This is a genomic window from Streptomyces mashuensis (assembly GCF_014654785.1).
Lineage (GTDB): Bacteria > Actinomycetota > Actinomycetes > Streptomycetales > Streptomycetaceae > Streptomyces > Streptomyces mashuensis.
Map to the genome: position 1 here is coordinate 242,837 of NZ_BNBD01000009.1, position 16,400 is coordinate 259,236.

General features: G+C 74.1%; 13 protein-coding genes. 5 read left to right on the forward strand and 8 right to left on the reverse strand.

All coding sequences use genetic code 11. From position 1 onward, the window contains the following. Positions 1 to 30: 30 nt before the first annotated feature. Positions 31 to 1,209, reverse strand: a complete 1,179-nt coding sequence (locus IE305_RS21980) for a thiolase C-terminal domain-containing protein (RefSeq protein WP_229891315.1) — start codon at positions 1,207 to 1,209, stop codon at positions 31 to 33. Positions 1,210 to 1,329: 120 nt separating this feature from the next. On the opposite strand from IE305_RS21980, the gene IE305_RS21985 reads away from it, so the two are divergent. Continuing rightward, positions 1,330 to 2,523: an acyl-CoA dehydrogenase family protein gene (locus tag IE305_RS21985; protein ID WP_190131391.1), complete on the forward strand. Its 1,194-nt coding sequence runs from the start codon at positions 1,330 to 1,332 to the stop codon at positions 2,521 to 2,523. Continuing rightward, on the forward strand, positions 2,523 to 2,996 hold the full coding sequence (locus IE305_RS21990) for a nitroreductase family deazaflavin-dependent oxidoreductase (RefSeq protein ID WP_190131392.1): 474 nt from the start codon (positions 2,523 to 2,525) through the stop codon (positions 2,994 to 2,996). Before IE305_RS21985 ends, IE305_RS21990 begins: the two co-directional genes overlap by 1 nt. Positions 2,997 to 3,177: 181 nt before the next feature. Here the strand turns inward: IE305_RS21990 and IE305_RS21995 are convergent, their stop codons facing one another. Further along, positions 3,178 to 3,825 carry a TetR family transcriptional regulator gene (locus tag IE305_RS21995; protein ID WP_190131393.1) on the reverse strand — a complete coding sequence of 216 codons (648 nt, stop codon included), beginning with the start codon at positions 3,823 to 3,825 and terminating at the stop codon, positions 3,178 to 3,180. Positions 3,826 to 4,129: 304 nt separating this feature from the next. Here IE305_RS21995 and IE305_RS22000 point away from each other — a divergent pair, with 304 nt between their 5' ends. After that, positions 4,130 to 4,948, forward strand: coding sequence for a VOC family protein (locus IE305_RS22000; RefSeq protein WP_190131394.1), 819 nt, complete (start codon positions 4,130 to 4,132; stop codon positions 4,946 to 4,948). Between the two features lie 269 nt (positions 4,949 to 5,217). After that, positions 5,218 to 7,755: a protein serine/threonine kinase AfsK gene (gene afsK, locus IE305_RS22005; RefSeq protein WP_190131395.1), complete on the forward strand. Its 2,538-nt coding sequence runs from the start codon at positions 5,218 to 5,220 to the stop codon at positions 7,753 to 7,755. Between the two features lie 46 nt (positions 7,756 to 7,801). On the opposite strand, the gene IE305_RS22010 is transcribed toward afsK, so the two are convergent. Genes IE305_RS22010 through IE305_RS22020 form a run of 3 tightly spaced genes read right to left on the reverse strand, consistent with a single transcriptional unit; the run spans position 7,802 to position 10,202 of the window. Further along, positions 7,802 to 8,581, reverse strand: coding sequence for an enoyl-CoA hydratase/isomerase family protein (locus IE305_RS22010; protein WP_190131396.1), 780 nt, complete (start codon positions 8,579 to 8,581; stop codon positions 7,802 to 7,804). Then, positions 8,578 to 9,048 (reverse strand): Zn-ribbon domain-containing OB-fold protein, encoded by a 471-nt coding sequence (locus IE305_RS22015; protein ID WP_190131397.1) that lies wholly within the window; start codon positions 9,046 to 9,048, stop codon positions 8,578 to 8,580. Before IE305_RS22015 ends, IE305_RS22010 begins: the two co-directional genes overlap by 4 nt. A gap of 2 nt (positions 9,049 to 9,050) precedes the next feature. Further along, complete coding sequence (locus IE305_RS22020) at positions 9,051 to 10,202, reverse strand: lipid-transfer protein (RefSeq protein ID WP_190131445.1); 1,152 nt, start codon at positions 10,200 to 10,202, stop codon at positions 9,051 to 9,053. A gap of 168 nt (positions 10,203 to 10,370) precedes the next feature. Here IE305_RS22020 and IE305_RS22025 point away from each other — a divergent pair, with 168 nt between their 5' ends. Next, complete coding sequence (locus IE305_RS22025) at positions 10,371 to 11,981, forward strand: FadD3 family acyl-CoA ligase (protein WP_190131398.1); 1,611 nt, start codon at positions 10,371 to 10,373, stop codon at positions 11,979 to 11,981. 112 nt (positions 11,982 to 12,093) lie between these two features. Here the strand turns inward: IE305_RS22025 and IE305_RS22030 are convergent, their stop codons facing one another. From IE305_RS22030 to afsR, 3 genes are all read right to left on the reverse strand, one after another. After that, complete coding sequence (locus tag IE305_RS22030) at positions 12,094 to 12,411, reverse strand: hypothetical protein (protein WP_190131399.1); 318 nt, start codon at positions 12,409 to 12,411, stop codon at positions 12,094 to 12,096. 525 nt (positions 12,412 to 12,936) lie between these two features. Beyond that, positions 12,937 to 13,140 carry a hypothetical protein gene (locus IE305_RS22035; protein ID WP_190131400.1) on the reverse strand — a complete coding sequence of 68 codons (204 nt, stop codon included), beginning with the start codon at positions 13,138 to 13,140 and terminating at the stop codon, positions 12,937 to 12,939. 317 nt (positions 13,141 to 13,457) lie between these two features. Further along, the gene (gene afsR / locus IE305_RS22040) at positions 13,458 to 16,397 is read right to left on the reverse strand and encodes an SARP-family global regulator AfsR (protein ID WP_190131401.1); all 2,940 of its coding nucleotides are present in this window, start codon (positions 16,395 to 16,397) and stop codon (positions 13,458 to 13,460) included. Positions 16,398 to 16,400: the final 3 nt, after the last annotated feature.

Genomic DNA, 16,400 nt, shown 5'->3' on the forward strand with positions numbered 1-16,400 from the left:
CCCTGCGGGGCGGCGCCCCGCGTCACCGTGTCAGTCCCGCCCCAGGATCACGGTGCCCGACGAGCAGAACCAGCCCCCCGTCCCCGAGGCGACGGCCAGCCGCGGCGGCGTACCGTCCGCGCGGTGGACCTGGCGGCCGGGCTCCGCCTCGCCGCGGAGCTGGCGTACGGCCTCGACCAGGAGGAAGAGGCCCCGCATGCCGGGGTGGCAGGCGGACATGCCGCCGCCGTCCGTGTTCACGGGCAGGGCGCCGCCGGTCGTCAGCGTCCCCCCTGACAGGAAGGCGCCGCCTTCCCCCTTGGCGCAGAAGCCCAGGTCCTCCAGCGTCACCAGGGTCATGTAGGTGAAGGCGTCGTAGATCTCCGCAACATCGATGTCCTGCGGGGTCAGACCGGCGCGCTCGAACGCCAGCCGGCCCGAGACGGCAGCGGGTGTGACGGTGAAGTCCTCCCACTCCGACATGGTGGTGTGGGAGAGTGCGGCGCCGCTGCCGAGCACCCACACCGGTGCGCAGGCCGCGTCGGCCACGTACTCCTCGGCCGCCAGGAGAACGGCGCACCCGCCGTCGGAGCGGATGCAGCAGTGCAGCCGGGTGAACGGGTCGGCGATCAGGGGGGCGGCGAGGACGTCGTCGACCGTGATGGGGGACCGGTACAGGGCGTGGGGGTTGTGGGCGGCGTTGGCGCGCGCCTGCACGGCCACCTCGGCCAGCTCTTCCAGTGTGGTGCCGTACTGGTGCATGTGACGACGGGCGGCCATGGCGTATTTGGCGATCAGGGTGTGCCCGTAGGGCGCCTCGAATTGCGCGGGCCCGCCCGTGCCGAACGACAGGGAGGAGGTGCGCCGCCCGGCCTTGATGTCGGCGCGCGCGGTGGATCCGTAGACGAGCAGGACGACCTCGGCGTGGCCCGCGGCAATGGCGTCGGCCGCGTGTGCGGCCATGACCTCCCAGGTGGCGCCGCCCACGGAGGTCGAGTCGACCCAGGTGGGGCGGAGCCCCAGGTGGTCGGCGACCTCCGCCGGGGCGAGGGCGCCCAGGCCGGCCGAGGCCAGCCCGTCGACGAGGGACCTGTCCAGCCCGGAGTCGGCCAGCGCGCGGCGGGCGGCCTGGGCGTGCAGGGCGTGGGCGGTGATGTTGTCGAGACGGCCGCAGTCCGAGAGGGCGACACCGACCACGGCAACTCTGCGCTTGCCGGATGGCTGGGGCATGGGCTGACGGTACATCAGCTCAACTGGCGCCCGGCACTGGGAGAGTTCGACGTGGCGCCCTAACCTGACAGTCCATCAGAGCGCATCAGTGAACCTCGTTGTGAGACGTAGGAGGGTCTGGTGGACGGTGCCTTGAGCCATGAGCAGGAGGCCATGCGGAGCGCCATGCGCCGGTTCCTGGCCGAACATTGCGGTCCGGCGGAGGTGCGCCGCGCGGTGGCGTCGCCGGCCGGTCATGACGAGGCGGTGTGGCGGCGCCTTGCCGCGGAGTTCGGGCTGCCCGGTCTGGCCATTGCACCGCAGTACGGCGGGGTGGGCTGCGGCAGCGTGGAGCTGGCCCTGGTCTGCGAGGAGGCGGGAAGGGCGCTGCTGCCGTCGCCCCTAACGGCCACGGTGGCGATCGCCGCCCCGGTCGTCGCATCCCTGGGGACTCCGGAGCAGCGGGCGCGGCTTCTGCCGCTTCTGGCGGCCGGGGAGCTGACCGGGGCGTTCGTCCTGCCGAACGGCTCCCTGCCGGAGGCCCTGGCGCTGACGGGGCCGAACGACGGCGACTGGGCGGGCGGCGGACGGGCGGGCGGCATCCAGGCACGCCGTCACGACGGCGGATGGCGACTGTACGGCGAGGCGGCGCAGGTGCTCGACGGCCACTGCGCGGGTCTGCTCCTGGTGGCGGCCCGGCACGGTGGCTACACGAAGGGGCGGACTCTGCTGTTCCTGGTCCGGCCGGAGCATCCGGGGCGCGTGCGCCGTACCCGTGCGACCTCGCTCGACGAGACGCGCCCCCAGAGCCGTGTCGAGTTGCGTGACGCCGATGCCGAACTCCTCGGCCCGGAGGGCGCCGATGTGCCGCGCGTGCTGGCGGGGCTGGCGGGGCCCATCGCGTCCGTCGTGGCGGCCGAGGCGGTCGGCACGGCCGACGGCGCCTTGCAGCGGACGGTGGAGTACGTGCGCGTACGGGAGCAGTTCGGCCGGCCGGTGGGGTCGTTCCAGGCGGTCCGGCACCGGCTGGCCGAGCTGCATGTGGCGGTGCGGGAGGCCAGGTCGGCGGCGTACTACGCGGCCTGGTCCGGCCGGCCCGACGTGGCCGGTCTGGCGCTCGCCGCCGCGCTGGAGACGGCTTCTCGCGTGACGGGTGAGGCGATTCAGCTGCATGGCGGCATCGGGGTGACGTGGGAGCACCCGGTGCAGCTGTACTTCAAGCGCGCCGCCTCCGACGAGCTGCTGTTCGGCCCGGTGAACCGGCTGCGCGCGCGGGCCGCGGAGACGGCGGGCGTGTTTGCCGCCGGGGCGGGTGGGGAAGCGGTGGTGCTGTGATGGCTGCCCTGGAACGCCTGGTGCAGAACGTCTCCACGAGCCGTGCATTCGTACGGGTCGCACCGCACGTCCTCCCGGCTGTCGACCGGGCCGTCCACCGGTTCACCGGCGGCAAAGTCCTGCTGAGCAACCGCCTGCTGCCCGGCCTGCTGCTGACCTCGACCGGTGCGAAGAGCGGGCTGGCGCGGCGTACGCCCCTCGCGTGCCTGCCCGAGCCGGGCGGGCGCAGCTGGGTCGTCGTGGGGAGCAACTTCGGCAGGCCGGGCCACCCCGCGTGGACGGCCAACCTGCTGGCCCACCCGGAGGCGGAGATCGGCTGGCGGGGAAGAAACGTTCCTGTGCGGGCACGACTCCTGCGCGGTGAGGAGCGTGAGGACGCCTGGGCGGCCGTCCTCCGGATGTGGCCGCCGTACGCGCGGTACCAGCAGCGGGTGACGCGGGAAATCCGGCTGTTCCGGCTCGAGCAGCGGTGACGGCTGCGGTGACGGCCGCGGTCACGTTGGCCGTAACGGTGGGGGCGGAAAAGGACGGGGAAAACACCGCGGCGGGCCGACCCGGCGCGAGTCCGGGCGGCCCGCCGCGTGCTGACGCAGATGACAGGACGTACGAGTGAAAGGTGCCGCTGTCGTGCGGCGGCGAGCCGTATGACCGGCGTTACCGGGTCGGCTTCTTGCCGGTGATGCCCAGGTGGACGAGCAGCGCCAGGTTCGGCTTGAGCTCGGCCTGCTTGACGCCCCAGGTCTGGAAGCCCTTCTGGTGGGAGGCGACGGCCGCGAGCATCGCGACGATCGCACCCGAGACGGCTGCCGGGTTGATGTCCTTGTCGATCTTGCCCTTGCTCTGCAACTCCTTCACCGAATCGGTGAGGGAGTTGGTGACGGCGCTGAGGATGCGCATGCGGATCCGGTAGAACCGCTTGTCGCCCTCGGCCGCCCCCAGGTCGATCACGCGCAGGATCGCGTCGTTCTTGCGCCAGAAGCCGAGGAAGCCGTCGACGAGGTCCTCGGCGGCCTGCCAGCCGGACTTCCCGGCCCAGGACCGGCCGGCCACCAGCTCGGTGAGGCCGGCTCCTTCCTTGGCCGTCTCCTCCGCGATTTCCAGAACGGCGCCTTCCACATCCGGGAAGTACTGGTAGAAGGTCGCGGGCGAGGTGCCGGCCCGGCGGGCCACGTCGATCACCTTGACGTCCCGGTAGGGGGACGAGCTCAGCATTTCACCGAGGCAGTCGAGCAGCTTCTGCCGCGTCGCCTGGCCGCGCCGGCCGGCCACCCGGCCGTCGACGGTACGTACTTGTCCTGTCATGCCGTCAGCTTACCGAGGGGTGATCGGAGCGCGATTCGGTCGCATGCAAATGGGGGCGGGGGTGGTGGATGGGGTATATCCGCAGGTCAGAGCGGGTGTTCGCGGTTGGGAAGAAGGAGCGGGCGGATTGGCCCGTACCGGTGAATTGTCTTATCAACGAGCTGTGGACCCGGTTGTCCACAGGCGGCTCCGGGCGTTGTCCACAGCCCGCGCGGAATTCCTTGACCGCCTATACCGTGGCAGCGAGAACACCCACCGTAGCGACCGCGGGCAGCCCCGCGCGCAGGCGCAAAGGAGCGGGACGATGAGCGCAGCCACGGACGGAATCCGGGAGGGCGTGCCCGTCTGGGCGGACGTCATGCTGGCCGACGTGGAGGCGGGCAAGCGTTTCTACGGCGAGCTGCTGGGATGGTCCTCCTTCCGGGACGCCGGCGGTGAATACGGGAACTACGCGCAGGCGTTCCGCGGCGGGCGGAACGTGGCGGCACTGGCACCCAAGCCGGACGGCCGGATGCCGACGGCCTGGACGGTGTACTTCGCCTCGGCGGACGCGGCCGCCACGGCGGAGAGGATCAGAGCCGCCGGCGGGCAGATCATCATGGGCCCCATGGCCATCGGCCCGTTCGGCACCATGCTGATGGCCGCCGACCCCGGCGGTGCGGTCTTCGGGGTGTGGGAGGCGGGCAGCCACAGGGGGTTCGAGGAACAGGGCGTGCCGGGCTGCTACGGCTGGACCGAGCTGTACACGTGGGACGCGAAGGCGGTCGACCCCTTCTACGAGGCGGTGTTCGGCTATGCGACGCACGACGTGAGCGAGGAGGCGGGCGTCGAGTTCGCCATCTGGACGCCGGCGGGCAGTCCGGGGACTCCGGAGAACGCGGTGGCCGGCCGGGCGGTCATGGACGACCGGTTCCCACGGGAGATGCCCGCGCATTTCCTCGTCTACTTCGTCGTCGAGGACTGCGACGAGACGGTGCGCAGCGCGCTCCGGCTGCACGGGAGGGTCCTGCGGGACCCGCAGGACACCCCGTACGGGCGGTTCGCGGTGCTCGCCGACGATCAGGGAGCCGACTTCGCCGTCATCGACGTGTCCGCCGGCAGGAACGGTCCGGAGCGGGCCTGACAGGACCTGGCAGGAGGGACGGGGAGCGGAGCCCGCATGGGGGGGGAGGGGTGGCGTGCGTATACGGGCGTGGGGCGGGAGGCGCAAGCCGGAATCGTCACTATCTGGTCGTATGTGACCTCATATGGCGGAGACACGGCGAAGCGTGACCCGGGTTCGCAACCGGGGCCCGCGCCAGGAAGAATCGGGGTGCGTACCCCGGGATAATTCCGCGGTGGACGCTGCACGGGGCTGAAACCCTTCAAGCCCCACGGGGAGGTGGCAGGCCAGTGGTGGAGCAGCTTACGCAGCACGACCCGAGACGGATCGGCCCGTTCGAGGTGCTCGGCCGGCTCGGTGCGGGCGGCATGGGGCTGGTCTATCTCGCCCGCTCGGCATCCGGCCGACGCGTGGCGATCAAGACGGTGCGCACGGAGCTCGCCGAGGACCAGCTCTTCCGCGTCCGCTTCACCCGCGAGGTGGAGGCGGCGCGGGCGGTCAGCGGCTTCTACACGGCGGCCGTCGTCGACGCCGACCCGCGTGCCGCGGTGCCGTGGCTCGCCACCGCCTACGTCCCGGCGCCCTCGCTCGAGGAGATCGTCACCGAATGCGGCCCCCTGCCGGCCCAGGCGGTGCGCTGGCTGGCCGCCGGTGTCGCCGAGGCGCTGCAGTCCATCCACGGCGCCGGCCTCGTCCACCGCGACCTGAAGCCCTCGAACGTGCTGGTCGTGGAGGACGGCCCCCGGGTCATCGACTTCGGCATCGCCTCGGGCGTCTCCAACACCCGGCTCACCATGACCAACGTGGCCGTCGGCACGCCCGCCTACATGTCGCCCGAGCAGGCCAGGGACTCCCGCAGCGTCACCGGTGCCAGTGACATCTTCTCGCTCGGCTCCACACTGGTCTTCGCCGCGACCGGGCACGCGCCCTTCCACGGTGCCAACCCTGTCGAGACCGTCTTCATGCTGCTGCGCGAGGGCCCGGACCTCAGCGGGCTGCCGGACGAGCTGCGGCCCCTGATCGAGTCGTGCATGCAGATGGCGGCGGAGAACCGGCCTTCCCCCGCCGATCTCCAGTCGCAGCTCGCCCCGCACCTGTTCGCCTCGGGCGGCGACGACGACAGCGGCACCGCCTCGGCCTGGCTGCCCGACAACGCCGTCTCCCTCATCGAGCAGCGCCGCGCCGGCCACCGGCCTGCCTCGCAGCCCGCGAGGGGCCGCAGCGGCGGCCGCGGCAGTGCCGTCGCCCCGCCGCCGCCCTCACGTCCGCCGGCGGCCGAGCCGTCGGTCGGCTACGAGCCGGCCGCGCCGCACGCCGGCCCCGCGTGGGGCAGCCGGGGCGGTACGGGGGCGCCGGACCCGCGCGGCGGCCTGAGCGCCCCGCCCGGCGTGCCTGCCGCAGCCGTACCGGCCGGCGCCCAGGGCCGGCACGCCGGTCCTGCCGCGGCTCCCGCCGTTGCGCCGCCGATGGGCGCCCCCGACGGCACCGTACGGCTCGGCGGCGCGCAGGTGCCGATCGGGCCGGGGCCGCGGGTCGCCGCGGCCCAGCCCGCCCAGGTGCCCGCCGCGCCCGTGACCGGCTGGGTGCGCCCTCCGGCGGGGGTGCCGGCCGTATCCGTGCCGGGCCAGACCTCGGCGCCGGCCGTCGCGCCCACGCCTGGGCCCGCGCCGGACGGGCAGACGGGCGCGCAGGGCGAGCCGGGCCGCTGGCGGCCGTGGCGGTTCCGCATGACGAACGACGTGTGGGGCACTCCGGTGGTCGCCGACGACCTGCTCTACGTGACGTCCTTCGAGGTGCACGCGCTGGACGTGGCCAGTGGGCGGCGGCAGTTCAAGACGCGGGACGTCGCCTGGGCGATGGCGGTCGCGGACAGCCGCATACACGCCTCCGACGGGCCCACGCTGTACGCGCTCGACGCCGCCGACGGCTCGGAGCGCTGGCGGCTGTCGACGGACGGCTGGGTGTACTCGCTCAAGGCCGACCGGGGCACGGTCGTCACCGGTACGCGGGGCGGTGGCGCCCAGGCCTGGGAGGCCGCCAACGGCGAGCTGCTGTGGGAGACGAGCGGCCTGCAGACCGACTTCGAGACGCCGGACTGCGGCCCTGTGATCCACGAGGGCACGGTGTTCGTGTGGTCCGACGGCCGGCTGCGCGCCCTGGAGGCGCGCACGGGCGCGGAGCGCTGGTCGTACCCCGTCGGGGACGCGGCGGCGTGCGGTGGCGTGCCCGTGCGGCTCGTGGTGGCGCCCGACGGGGTGGTGTACGTGTCGGCCGGTACGCGCGTGCTGGCAATCGACGCGGCCCGCGGTGACGTGCACTGGCGGTTCGAGGCCCCGGCGGTGTTCCTCTGTGCGCCCGCCTTCGCACCCGGCCCGGCCGTGACGGGCGGCGGCGTGTACGTCGCCGACTACCTGGGCACGGTGTACGCGCTCGACGCCGCCACCGGCCGTGACCGCTGGCGCATCGCCACGGAAGCGCGCCAGAGCAGCGAACCGGTGCTGGTCGCGGACGGGTCGGTGCACCTGGGCAGCGGCAGTGCGCTGTACACGCTGGACGCCGTGACGGGCACGCCCAGGTGGCGGTTCGCCGCCGGTGGCGACATCGTCGGCTCGCCGGTGGTCGCCGACGGCCGCGTCCACTTCGGTTCGGCCGACCACTGTCTCTACACGGTGGACGCCGTCGGCGGGCAGCTGCGCTGGAAGCTGGCCACGGGCGGCGAGATCACCGGTTCGCCGGTGGCGGCGGGCGGCGTCGTCTACGCCTGCAGCAAGGACCGGTGCGTGTACGCCCTCGACGCGGCCAAGGGCACCGGCCAGGCCCGCCGCTGATACCTGGCTCCCGGCCGCGGACCGCCGGCCGCCGACCGTGGACCGGTCAGCGCAAGCGGTGATCGCGGTCGCGGGCCGCGAAGCGGGCCGCCTGCGCGGCGGGCGGCAGGCTGCCCAGGGAGACGAGGTGCGGGGCCAGCGCGAAGGCGTGGGCCCGCGCGGCCTCCTTGGCCGCCCACAGGGCGCGCACGGTCCCCTGCACCGGCCCGGTCGGGTAGCGGGCGATGACGGCAGCTGCGCGCACCGCCGCCTCGACGGCGCCGCCGGGCGGAGTGAGCTCGGAGACGAGGCCGATCGCATGGGCGCGCCGGGCCGACAGGCGTTCGGCAGTACCCATCAGCGCCGTACGCGCGGCTTCGCCGAAGGGCATCCGCTCGGCCATGAGCACGGCCTCGTAGGCGCTGACCATCCCGTAGGAGGTGTGCGGGTCGAAGAACGTGGCGTCCTCGGCGGCCACCAGGAACTCCGCCTCGCCCAGCAGGTAGAACGCCCCTCCGCAGGCCATGCCCTCGACCGCCGCCACGACCGGTTTCCACAGCCCGGCCGCTTTCGGCCCGGCGGACAGCAACGGGTCGTTCAGCGCGTAGGGCGAGGCGGGCTGCGGGACGTCGGCCGAGCGGTCGATGCCCGTGCAGAACGCCCGGCCGCCCGCACCGCTGAGCACCACCGCTCGTACGGCGCCGTCCTCGTCCAGCTTGCGCCAGGTGCGCCGCAACGCGTCCACGGTCGGCAGGTCGAGGGCGTTGTGGCGGTGGGGGCGGTCGAGAACGACCAGCGCAACGCCCGTGTCCGCATGCTCGGTTCGTACGGTGGCCGCCGGGCTCACGGCTTCGCCTCCGCCAGTTGCCAGCGCGGGACGACGACGCCGGGGGCGAGTGCGGCGAAGACGACGGTGACGGGTGCGCCGATGTACAGGCAGGACGGGTCCACCGAGTCGAGCGGGGCGTCGGGTGCGGCGACGACGTTGCCCGGGAGGCGGATGCCGGTGGCGCCGGTGGGTTCCACCAGGACGACGTTGTAGGGGGACAGGTCGGTGTAGGCGGGCAGCAGGGGCGGGTGGGGGACGACGTACGACCAGATGTGCCCGCTGCCGGGGAGCTGCTGCCAGGTGGCGTCGAACGACTGGCAGTGCGGGCAGCACGGCCGGGGCGGGAAGCGGGGGGTCCGGCAGTCGGCGCACGCCTGGACGCGGAGTTCGCCGCGGGCGGCGAACTCCCAGAACGGGGCGCCGTCCGTGTCGGGGACGGGCAGGAGGAGGCCGGTGTCGGTGGTGGTCCGTGCCGCGGTGGTCATGCTCAACTCCTCAGCAGCAGCGCGGAGGTGGGAACGCCCTCACCGCCGGTGACCAGGCAGGTCGCCGCGCCGGGCACTTGCGCGGTGGAGGTGCCCCGCAGCTGCCGGACGCCCTCGGTGATGAGGTTGAAGCCGTGCACGTACGCCTCGCTGAGGCCGCCGCCGCTGGTGTTGAGCGGGAGCCGGCCGCCGGGTTCGAGGGCGCCGTCCTCGCAGAAGGCCGCGCCCTCGCCGCGGCCGCAGAAGCCGTAGCCCTCCAGGGAGAGGGGGACGAGTGCGGTGAAGGCGTCATAGATCTGAGCCACGTCGACGTCGGCGGGGCCGAAGTCGGCGGCCTTCCACAGCTGTCGGGCGGCGGTCCAGGACGGGCCGCGCAGCGGGTCGTCGCACCAGTAGTTGACCATGCCGTGGTGCTGCGCGGGCAGGGCCTGGGCCGCGGCGTGGACGTAGACGGGCCGGCGGCGGCAGTCGGGGGCCCGGTCGGCCGCCACGAGGACACAGGCCAGGGCGCCGTCGGTCTCCAGGCAGTTGTCGAAGAGACAGAGCGGCTCGCTGATCCACCGAGAAGTCATATAAGCCTCCCGGGTCAGTGGACAACCGTGCATGACCGCGGCCGGATTCTGGTTCGCTCGGTTGCGACAGGCCAGGGCGACGAGGAAGAGGTGATCCCGGGTGGCTCCGAAGGTGTGCATATAGCGGCGCGCGAGCATCGCGATCTCGTCGGCCGGGCGCAGCAGTCCGTAGGGGCGGGTCCACTGCGCGGGAGTGGGCAGCTGATGGACGGTGTCGCGCCACGGGCGCGGGCCCGAGCCGCGCTTGCGCGAGCGCCAGGCCACGCCCACGGTCGCCTGGCCGGTGGTGATCGCGGCGGCGAGGTGGGCGACGGTCGCGCAGGAACCGCCCCCGCCGTAGCCGACGCGCGAGAAGAAGGTGGCATCACCTGCGCCGATGGCCTTGGCGAGCTCGACCTCGTCCGTCTCCTCCATCGTGTACGAGGCGAAGCCGTCGACCTCGGAGGGGGGGATGCCGGCGTCGTCGAGCGCGGCGAGGACGGCGCGGCAGGCGAGTGTTTTCTCCGGTTCGGGAAGTCTGCGGGCGAAGGGGGTCTGACCAATGCCGACGATCGCGGTGGTGTCCTTGAGCGTTGCCGTCATCGCCACCTCCGGACTGTGGCTCGCCGGGTTGCCGGCGGTGCTGATGCGGGTGCTGACAGCGCCGAAGGCTACAGCTAATCTGACGGTCAGTCAGCTAGTGGTGGTGGCGCCGGTGCCGACGCCGATGCCGGAACCCGCGCACCGCCCCGCTGTGCGGGAGGGTGCGGGATGCGCGCAGACCGTGAGTTCGTCTCGCTGCCCCGGCTCGTCCGTACCGCCGCCGAGCGGTACGCCGACCGGGAGGCCGTCGTCGAGGGGCGGGCCCGCACCACCTTCGGCGGGCTCGGCGCTCGCGTCGAGCGGGCCGCGGCCGCCTGCATGGCGCACGGTGTCATGCCGGGCGACCGGGTGGCGGTCTGGGCGCCCAACGGCTGCGACTGGATCGTCGCCGCCCTGGGTGCGGTCACGGCCGGGGCGGTGCTCGTGCCGCTCAACACCCGGCTCAAGGGCGCCGAGGCCGTACGGCTACTCGGCCGGACCCGGACGAGCCTGCTCTTCGTCACCGGCCCGTTCCTGGGCGCGTCCTACGTGGCCACCCTGCGCGCCGCGGCGGGAGTTGGCGCCGGGCGGGGTGCCGGTCCGTTGCCGGGGCTGCCGCAGCTGCGGGAGGTCGTGGTCCTGGCCGGCGAGGCCCCGGCCGGCTTCCGCAGCTGGAAGGAGTTCACGGAGGCGGGTGAAGCCGTGCCGGCCGAGGTGGTCCGGGCCCGTGCCGACGCCGTACGTCCCGGCGCGGCGGCCGACATCACGTTCACCTCCGGCACCACGGGCGAGCCCAGGGGCGCCGTCATCAGCCACGACCGGACGTTGCGGGCCTTCGGGACCTGGAGCGACCTGGCGGGGCTGCGGGAGGGGGACCGCTATCTGATCGTGAACCCCTTCTCGCACACCTTCGGCTACAAGGCCGGCGTCATCGCCTCCCTGATGCGGGGCGCGACGATGGTGCCGCAGCCGGTCTTCGCGCCGGAGGTGCTGCCGGCCCTCGTCGCGGCCGAGCGGATCACGGTGCTGCCGGGACCGCCGACGCTGCTGCGGGCGCTGCTGGACCATCCCGCGCGGGAGGCGTACGACCTGTCGTCGCTGCGGGTGGTGGTGACCGGGGCGGCCGTGGTGCCGCGGGCGCTGGTCGACCGGTTGCGGGACGAGCTGGGAGTCCCCGTCGTGCTCACCGCCTACGGGATGAGCGAGGCCACCGGGCTGGTCACGATGTGCCGGCCGGGCGACCCGGCCGAGGTGGTCGTGCGAAGCTCCGGACGGGCGGTGCCGGACACCGAGGTGAAGGTGGTCGCGGCGGACGGCACGGCGCTGCCGGCGGGGGAGCCGGGGGAGATCCTGGTGCGCGGGTACCAGGTGATGTCCGGCTACTTCGAGGACCCGGAGGCGACGGCTGCCGCGGTGGACGCCGACGGGTGGCTGCACACCGGGGACGTCGGGGTGCTGGACGCCGACGGGAACCTCTCGGTCACCGACCGGCTGAAGGACATGTTCGTGGTCGGGGGCTTCAACGCCTTCCCCGCCGAGATCGAGCAGGTCCTGTGCCGGCACCCGGAGGTGGCCGAGGCGGCCGTGGTCGGGGTGCCCGACGCCCGGCTGGGCGAGGTGGGCAGGGCGTACGTGGTGCTCCGGGGCCCCGGGCGGCTGAGCGCGGGTGAGCTGATCGCCTGGGCGCGGCGCGAGATGGCGAACTACAAGGTGCCCCGCACCGTGGAGTTCGTGGCCGAACTGCCGCGCAACGCCTCCGGGAAGGTGGTCAAGCGGCTGCTGCGCGAGCGGCAGGGCTGAGCACGCTTCCCGGGCTCGCCGGGCTCGCCGGGCTCGCCGGGCACGGTAGCGGGGGCGCGGCCGCGGTGGTCGTGCGGTCGCGCCCCCGGACGCGGAGGGGGTTCGCCGGGCGTCAGGCCAGGCGGAGGGTCATGTCGGCCGGGTGGTCGTCACCCGTGGCGGGCCGGGCGCCGGGCAGGTGGGCGTGGTCGTCACCGGGGGCGTGCCGGGGGCCGGCCAGGGCGGGGTGGTCGTCACCGCCTCCGTTGGCGTGGTCGTCCAGGCCGTGGGCGACGACTGCCTGCACGGCCGCCGGCCGGGCGTCGGCTGGGTGGTCGTCGGCGGCCGCCGGCACGGTGCCGAGGATCGCCGCTGCCGCGGCGAGGCCGAGTATCGCCAGACCCTTCCTGACCGGCGCCGGGGCCGCCGTCATGGGCTTCTTGCTGATCATCGCAGTACTCCTCTGCTCGGGGGTGGTGCTTGGCGTGGGCAGTGCTGGTGATGTGCGTGTGACGGTGGTGCTGAGTGTGCCGTCCCTGCGGACAGCCGCAGGGGCCGGCATCGACGGCTCCCCCTCCGCGCCGTCGACGCCGGCCCCTGTCGATCCCCCGTGGTACCCCCCCCGGGTCACCTCGGCGGTTCCCCCGTGATCCCCCCTCACGGGAGGCGTCCCCCGTCCCCCCTTCCGTGGTGTCGTCCCCCGTTGTTCCCCCCGTTGTTCCCCCGTGGTGCTTCCCCCCTGCGGGGCCCACCGGCCGGACCGTCCCCCCCTACCCCCGTATCGGCGGTCCTCCGGTGGTCCCCGTCAGTCCCCGGGCCGTTCCCGTGGCCCCCGTCGTCCCCGACCCCCCGGGGACGCCCGCCGGGTCCGCGACTCCCCCGTCGCGTCCGGGCCGGCGGTGCGGGAGCTTCCGGCCGATGTGAGGCGGAAGCTCCCGACGCACGGGTCGTGCTCAGGGCCGTGCCGAGGGCGGTTTCAGAGCCGCGTGCCGAGCGGCCTGTCGCCCGTGGGGTGGTCGTCCATCATCACGGGCTGCGGGCCCGTGGGGTGGTCGTCCCCCAGCACCCGCAGCGGCGGGCCGGTCGGGTGGTCGTCGGCCAGCACGTTCCGCGGCGGGCTCGTCGGGTGGTCGTCCTGCGGTGTGGCAACGACCGGGTCGAATGTGCCCTCGTCGCTCATGGCTTCTCCAGTGATCAGTGCGAGTCGTCAGGTTCGATGGGGAAGTTTCGCTGAACCCGCCCGGCGACTCCCCCGAAGACCGCCGGACGGGCAACAGGGCTGTTCACCCCGAGGTGAGGCTCACCTACGACCCGCCTGCCCCCCGACGCGACGGATCGACTACTTCATAGTGTCGTCCCGCGATAAACGATCGATGAACGGGCACGTTGACGGCTCGTTCACCGGTCCCGGGCCACGATGGCGTCGCGCTGAAAGCGCGACGAGGCGACGAGGAGCACAGGAAACGGAGAACGAGCCGGACCGCGGCGCCCCCGGCCCTACGCCGCGACCGGGGACGACAGCAGTGCCCGGACCCCGTCCGCCTCCGAGGCGCCCAGCTGCTCGAACAGGCTCAGCGCCTCCGTCCAGCACGCCTGGGCGCGCCCGGACTGCCCCAGGGCGTCCAGGCACCGCCCCAGCACCGTGAGGATGATGGCGCGCCGCCAGTCGCCGCAGATGAGCCGCACCATGGCGAGGGCCTGTTCGGCGTGGGCGGCGCCCTCGGCGGGCTTGCCGCCGTACAGGTGCAGCTCGGCCATGCGGAAGACGGTCATGCCCTCCCAGAGGCGCTGCCGGTTGGCGCGGAAGATGGGCCGGGCCTCGGCGAGCCGGGCCATGGCCTCGTCGAGCCGGCCGGCCCGGGTGAGGGCCAGGGCGTAGGCGTAGAGGCCGTTGGCGAGCCGCCAGGACACGTCGATCTCGCGGTACAGCGCCATGGCCTCCTCGGCCAGCCGCACCGCGGACTCGATGCGGCCCGCCTCCAGGTGCACCCGGGAGAGGTTGCTGAGGGTGCTGGCCTCGCCGGGGCGGTTGCCGTCGGCGCGGAAGGCGTCCAGGGCCTCGCGGATGTAGACGTCGGCGTCCTCGTGGCGGTGCTCGTAGATGGCGGTGATGCCACGGTTGTTGGCGGCGTGGCACAGCGGCACGGGGTCGTCGCAGGCCCGTCCCAGGAGCACGGCGAGCCGGGCCTGTTCGTCGGCCTCCTCGAAACGGCAGGCCCAGTTGAGCACGTGGGTGAGCACGGTCCGGGCGCGGCCCTCGGCGCGCCGGTCGCCGGCCGCCTGCGTGGCCGCCAGCAGTTCGGTGGCCGCCCGCTCGTAGCGCCGGGCGTCGGCGCCCGATTCGGCCAGGTCCTTGGCGGCCAGCAGCAGGTCGACGGCGCGCTGGAGGACGTCGCCGGGCTCGTCGGCGTGGGCGTGCTGCCGTACGCACGCCAGCAGGCAGCCGGCCTCGGAGAACAGCCAGTCGCTGGCGGCGCCGCGGTCGGTGAAGGTCAGGCCGGGGTGCGTGGTGGGCGCCAGGTGTTTCAGGAGCTGTTCGCCGGGGCGCTCCAGGACGTACACGCCGGCGGCGGTGGCCAGGTAGAAGTCCAGCAGCCGGGAGAGCGCGGCGGCGCGTTCGGAGGGCGGTTGCTCGTCGCGTTCGGCGCAGGAACGCGCGTAGAGGCGTACGAGGTCGTGGAAGCGGTAGCGGCCCGGTGCGGCCGATTCGAGCAGCGAGGTGTCGACGAGCGACTCCAGCAGCTCCTCGGTGTCCTCCACGGGCAGGCCGAGCAGGGCCGCGGCGGCGGCCAGGGAGATGTCGGGGCCGTCGGCGAGGCCGAGCAGCCGGAAGGCGCGGGCCTGGGCGGGTTCCAGCTGCCCGTAGCCGAGTTCGAAGCTGGCCTTCACGGCGAGGTCGCCGGCGCGCAGTTCGTCGAGGCGGCGCCGTTCGTCGCCGAGCTTGCGGGCGAGGGAGGCGACGGTCCAGGTGCGGCGGGCGGCGAGGCGGGAGGCGGCGATGCGGATGGCCAGCGGCAGGAAGCCGCAGGCGGCCACCACGTCCATGGCGGCCTCGCGCTCCGGCGCGACGCGTTCCTCGCCGACGATGCGGGTGAAGAGCACCAGCGCCTCGTCGGGGCTCATCACGTCCAGGTCGACCAGGTGCGCGCCGGCCAGGCCGACCATGCGGGAGCGGCTGGTGACCAGTGCGGCGCAGCCCTCCGTGCCGGGCAGCAGCGGGCGCACCTGGGCGGCGTCGCGGGCGTTGTCCAGCAGGGCGAGCACGCGGCGGCTGTCCAGGGTGGAGCGGAAGAGGGCGGACCGCTCCTCCAGCCCCTCGGGGATGGCGGAGTCGGGGATGCCGAGCGCGCGCAGGAAGGAGCCGAGGACGGCCTCGGGCTCGGCCACCACGGGCCCGGTGCCCTGGAGGTCGACGTACAGCTGGCCGTCGGGGAAGTGCTGGCGGGCGGCGTGCGCGACGTGCACGGCGAGCGTGGTCTTGCCGACGCCGCCGATGCCCGCGACCGCGGAGACGGCCATGATGCGGCCCTCGGCGGTGGCCAGCTGCTCGCTCAGCTCCTGCACGAACGAGGTGCGCCCGGTGAAGTCGGAGACGGTGGCGGGCAGCTGGGCGGGACGGACGAAGGCGGGTCCGGCGACGGGGCGGTCGGCGGACGAGAAGTGCACGATGAGGTCGCTGTCGCCCTGGAGGATGCGCTGGTGGAGCTCGGAGAGCTCCGGGCCGGGGTCCACGCCCAGTTCCTCGGCGAGCAGCCGGCGGGTGTCGGCGTAGACGGCCAGTGCCTCGGCCTGGCGGCCGCTGCGGTAGAGGGCGAGCATCAGCAGCTCGCGCAGCCGTTCGCGCAGCGGGTGGGCGGCGGTCAGGGCGGTGAGCTCGGAGACGGCGTCGGCGTGGCCGCCGACGTCCAGGTCGAGGTCGAGGCGGTTCTCCAGGAGCGTGAGCCGCCACTCCTCCAGGCGGGCCCGCTGCGTCTCCGCGTAGGGGCCGGGCACGCCGGCCAGCGGTTCGCCGTCCCACAGGCGCAGCGCCCGGTTGAGCAGGTCGCGGGCGCGGGCGCGGTCGCCGCCCGAGCGGGCCTTGTCGGCCTCGCCGGCCAGCCGCTCGGCCTCTTCCGTGTCCAGGCAGCCGGGCGCGACCCGTATCGCGTACCCGCCGGACTCGCTGACCAGGGCCTCGGCGTCGGGCCCGAACGCCTTCCGCATCCGGGACGCGTAGGTGCGCAGGGCGGCGAGGGCGGCGTGCGGCGGTGCTTCGCCCCACAGGGCGTCGACCAGCTCGGGCGCGGTGGCGGTGCGGCCGCCGCGCAGCAAGAGGGCGGCGAGCAGCGCGCGCTGCTGGGGCGCTCCGGTACTGAGCTGTTCCTCGCCGCGCCAGGCGCGGACGGGTCCGAGCACGGTGAAGCGCAGCTGCCGCCCGTGCCCTGTGTCGCCGGCCATCGT

Bases quoted from the DNA above. Each gene is read 5' to 3' on its own strand.
- IE305_RS21980 (WP_229891315.1), bottom strand. From the start codon at position 1,209: ATGCCCCAGCCATCCGGCAAGCGCAGAGTTGCCGTGGTCGGTGTCGCC.
- IE305_RS21990 (WP_190131392.1), top strand. From the start codon at position 2,523: ATGGCTGCCCTGGAACGCCTGGTGCAGAACGTCTCCACGAGCCGTGCA.
- IE305_RS21995 (WP_190131393.1), bottom strand. From the start codon at position 3,825: ATGACAGGACAAGTACGTACCGTCGACGGCCGGGTGGCCGGCCGGCGC.
- IE305_RS22000 (WP_190131394.1), top strand. From the start codon at position 4,130: ATGAGCGCAGCCACGGACGGAATCCGGGAGGGCGTGCCCGTCTGGGCG.
- IE305_RS22015 (WP_190131397.1), bottom strand. From the start codon at position 9,048: ATGACCACCGCGGCACGGACCACCACCGACACCGGCCTCCTCCTGCCC.
- IE305_RS22020 (WP_190131445.1), bottom strand. From the start codon at position 10,202: ATGACGGCAACGCTCAAGGACACCACCGCGATCGTCGGCATTGGTCAG.
- IE305_RS22025 (WP_190131398.1), top strand. From the start codon at position 10,371: ATGCGCGCAGACCGTGAGTTCGTCTCGCTGCCCCGGCTCGTCCGTACC.
- IE305_RS22030 (WP_190131399.1), bottom strand. From the start codon at position 12,411: ATGATCAGCAAGAAGCCCATGACGGCGGCCCCGGCGCCGGTCAGGAAG.
- IE305_RS22035 (WP_190131400.1), bottom strand. From the start codon at position 13,140: ATGAGCGACGAGGGCACATTCGACCCGGTCGTTGCCACACCGCAGGAC.
- afsR (WP_190131401.1), bottom strand. From the start codon at position 16,397: ATGGCCGGCGACACAGGGCACGGGCGGCAGCTGCGCTTCACCGTGCTC.